This window comes from Patescibacteria group bacterium, assembly GCA_034660655.1.
Classification (GTDB): Bacteria; Patescibacteriota; Patescibacteriia; order JAACEG01; family JAACEG01; genus JAACEG01.
This window is the reverse complement of sequence record JAYEJU010000056.1, coordinates 55,562-59,035: the sequence shown is the minus strand read 5'-3', so window position 1 is coordinate 59,035 and position 3,474 is coordinate 55,562. Positions and strand designations below refer to the sequence as shown.

3 protein-coding genes are annotated in these 3,474 nt (G+C 33.7%); all 3 read right to left on the bottom strand.

What is annotated here, in order from left to right:
- Positions 1–1,440 (bottom strand): hypothetical protein (locus U9O55_04345; protein MEA2089036.1); only part of this gene is annotated, 1,440 nt, incomplete at its 3' end.
- Between the two features lie 304 nt (positions 1,441–1,744).
- Positions 1,745–2,236, bottom strand: coding sequence for a hypothetical protein (locus tag U9O55_04340; GenBank protein ID MEA2089035.1), 492 nt, complete (start codon positions 2,234–2,236; stop codon positions 1,745–1,747).
- A gap of 77 nt (positions 2,237–2,313) precedes the next feature.
- On the bottom strand, positions 2,314–3,474 hold a 1,161-nt coding region (locus U9O55_04335), incomplete at its 5' end, for a 3'-5' exonuclease (protein ID MEA2089034.1).

Below are 3,474 nucleotides of genomic sequence, written 5' to 3'. Positions count from 1 at the left end.
CATAGGACCATATGCTGTTCCCTCTGTTGTTGAATATCTGCATGTCGCTGTTTCGTTGGTGTCTAATGAGATATTGGTTGAAGTTGTGCCTGAAGATAGAGTTCCGGTTGGTTGAGGGTTGGAGCGGGTTGGAGGAGTTTCTGATTTAATACTGAATACATGGATTACAGCCATAGGGCCGTCAACATGCGGCTCTGCAACATATAATAACCCATGCTCACGATCATAACCGGCGCTACTGTAACCTGCCCTACATATATCATAAGACGTAAACGCATACTCACCGCAATCAAGTGTAACATAGGGCTGCGGTTCATAAGGCTCTTTTATTCCTTCTGCCACATCAGCAAGATCATCAGGATCATAAAAAAGCATATATGGCTTATAACCACCCAGGTTGTGGTAACCTTTTCCTCCGCAGCCATTAGGGCTTTCCCCATAGTAATCTTCCCCAAGTCCTTTGACGCCCGTCAAAACCACGGCAGACTTATCGCCAGCAGTAAGCCATGCCCCACCTTCCCACTTATCTCTTACTTTGCACATATCATCATTGTTAGGACATTGCCAAACATGACCACCTACATAAGATAGAAGCGTTATCTGCTCAATAACTGACTCTGGGCTCGGGGGATTCCCTTGGTTCCAAGGCCCATAGGCATGCATTCCTGGACCGCCACCGTATCTGAACCCGCCATCGCCACAGCCGCCTTCTCTATATTTACCTGTAATAAGCAGTTTCCCTGGCGTATGCAAATCAGCCCATGATTGCGGAATCTCAAAAAGAAACTCTCCTACTGTGCCGATATTAACACCGCCACTACCAAGGTTCCAGAGGCCTTGAGTATTAGGGTTGGATAAATCCAATTCAAACCAACCATATCTATCCACATCATCATCTGCTACATTATACCAGCTATTCCATGAGATATAAATCTTATCGCTGGTTTGATTACCCTGCCTCGGAAGATATTCTATTTCTATTTCTGAATACGGTGTGGAATATATTCCCTGGTTTATATCATGAAAATTCTGTAAAGTCGTAGCTCTGTTGAGGTCATCCAGATTTTTGGATATTACAGGAACAGGAATACTAATCTCCGCTACATATTTTTCATAAACGTGATTTGAAGCAAATATTGAACCAGGATAACCATCTCCCGATCCATTAAAATCACCCTTGGGATAATATGTCATCGCTTCAAGCCCATAATCCCATCCATAAGTTGCTCCAGACGTATCATCTGGCAGCCTAAACGCTCCAAGATACTCTAAATCGGTTGCAGGATTGATAAGTTCAGCCCTCGCACTCCCACCAAACCCCAAAACTCCCACCAACAACCCCAATACCACAAACACGTATCCGACTGCGTGTTGAAAAGTTAGCGCGGACATAAACGCTTTGAATTTGATTTTAAATTTTTGTTTGGTTTTTATAAACATATTTTTAATTATGATTGAATTTTAATTTTAAAATTATGTTTGGATATTTTTTAATAGCGTAAGATTCCAGATAAATTTTTTGCTACGCTACAAAATTTTCTGGAATGACAGTAGGACTGGGCTGTTGCTCAAAAAATTCTGGAATGACAGTAAAAAAAGATTATTTGAAAAATTTTGGAATGACAGTTAATTGTCATCCCAGAAAGTAAAATTTTTTTATGAGTAAAGCGAATAAATAAAAATTTTGCTTATCTGGGATCTTAGGGTTATATTTTAGCGTAAGATTCCAGATAAATTTTGAAGTTTATCCATATTTTTTTAAATTAAGCAATTTATCTGCTTTTATTTTTGCTTCCTGTTCAAGAAAAAATTTATTAATTCCAGGAATAATTTTCAGCCAGTCTTTAATCAACTTTATAATATTTTTAACTTTAACTTTTGTTTTTTGCAATAATAAAGATATTTTTAAAGCTGTTTCCTCGCCCCTTTTCTTAAATTCAGATTGTTTTTCAGGAGATAGTCCATCATAAATATTTTCAATTCCTTGGCTTAAAATATTTTCTATTTCAACAAGATCTGCTGTTTTTTGCAAAGGATGCAAATCTGTTGAAACTTTTGACAATGCACTTTGCAAAAAATCTTTATCAGAATCTTGCGTTTCTGTTATTTTGCCGTCCGCTGATTTTTCAAATTGCTGTTCAACTTTTTCCTTTCTATTTTCAGCTTCGCGTTTATCTGTTCTTTGTTCTTGTCTTTCAATTTTTTTATAAAATATTTTTTTTGATTCTTCTGACATATTTAAATGTTAAAATATTAGTGTGTTTATATAATTTTATTATAGCACTTTTTTAAAAAAATGATAAATAAAAACAACTAATAAAAATCTATATATTTTTCATCAATCAAATCTATAAAAATACTTCTGTTAATAGGATTATTAAAGTCATTAAAATTGCTGTAGGAAATAAAAATGCGCTTTTTTGCTCTTGTCATGGCGACATAAAAAAGTTTTTTTTCTTCTTCTAAATCCGCGTTATAAACTGGAAATTTAAACTCATTAACTCCAACTATGAATACATAATCAAATTCCAGCCCTTTTACTTGATGAACGGTGACAATTGGAACTCTCCCCTTCTCCAAAGCTAAAAAATTAATATCTTTAGTTAAAGACGCAAAGTGTATTAGCTCTCTTAAAACAAAATCCGCAGGCTTGTCTAAATTGTCTTTTTCTTTAAAAATAGAAATCAGATTTTCAATTGATTTGAACCGTTTGTCAGATTCTTTGTCTTTTTTATAATAATCTTTTAATCCTGAACTCTCCCAAATGTATTCTAAAGCTTTTGCCGGACGTTTTTCTTTAATAATTTTTTGCCAAGAATAAATCAGACTGCTTAACTGAATAAATTTTTTGGAAAATTTTTTAAAAATTTCAATTCGCTGAAAATGACCTATCTTTAATTTATTAACTAAAATTTCTAAAAGCCCAACCGTTGCCAAAACATCATCTTTCGCGTCATGTGTCGCAACTTCTAATTTTAATAATTGAGATAAAGTTGTGAGTTTATAATTTTCAGTATTTTTGATAAACCGTTTAGCAATATCTAAAGTGTCATAATATTCTTCAAAATCAAAATCTATACTATTTCTTTTCCCGTTTTCTTTTATCATTGAAATGTCAAAATTAACATTATGCCCGATAACAGCGTCTGCTTTAATAAATTCTTTTAATTTATTTAATACTTGTTTTGGATCTTTTCCTTTTTTTTGTAAAAACTCATCGCTAATTCCATGAACATCAGCTGAATTTCCAACAGGAATATTGTTTTTTAAAAAATAATGAAAGTCCTTTCCAATTTTGCCGTCAACTATTTCAACAGCGTAAATCTGGATAATTTCATCTTTTAAAATATTCAAGCCTGTTGTTTCCGTGTCTAAAACAATAATCCGCCCGCTATCCCATCTTTTTATAAGATTATGAAACGGCTCTAAAAAATTATAATTTTTAAAATTTAAAAAATCAGAAATTTTCAAACC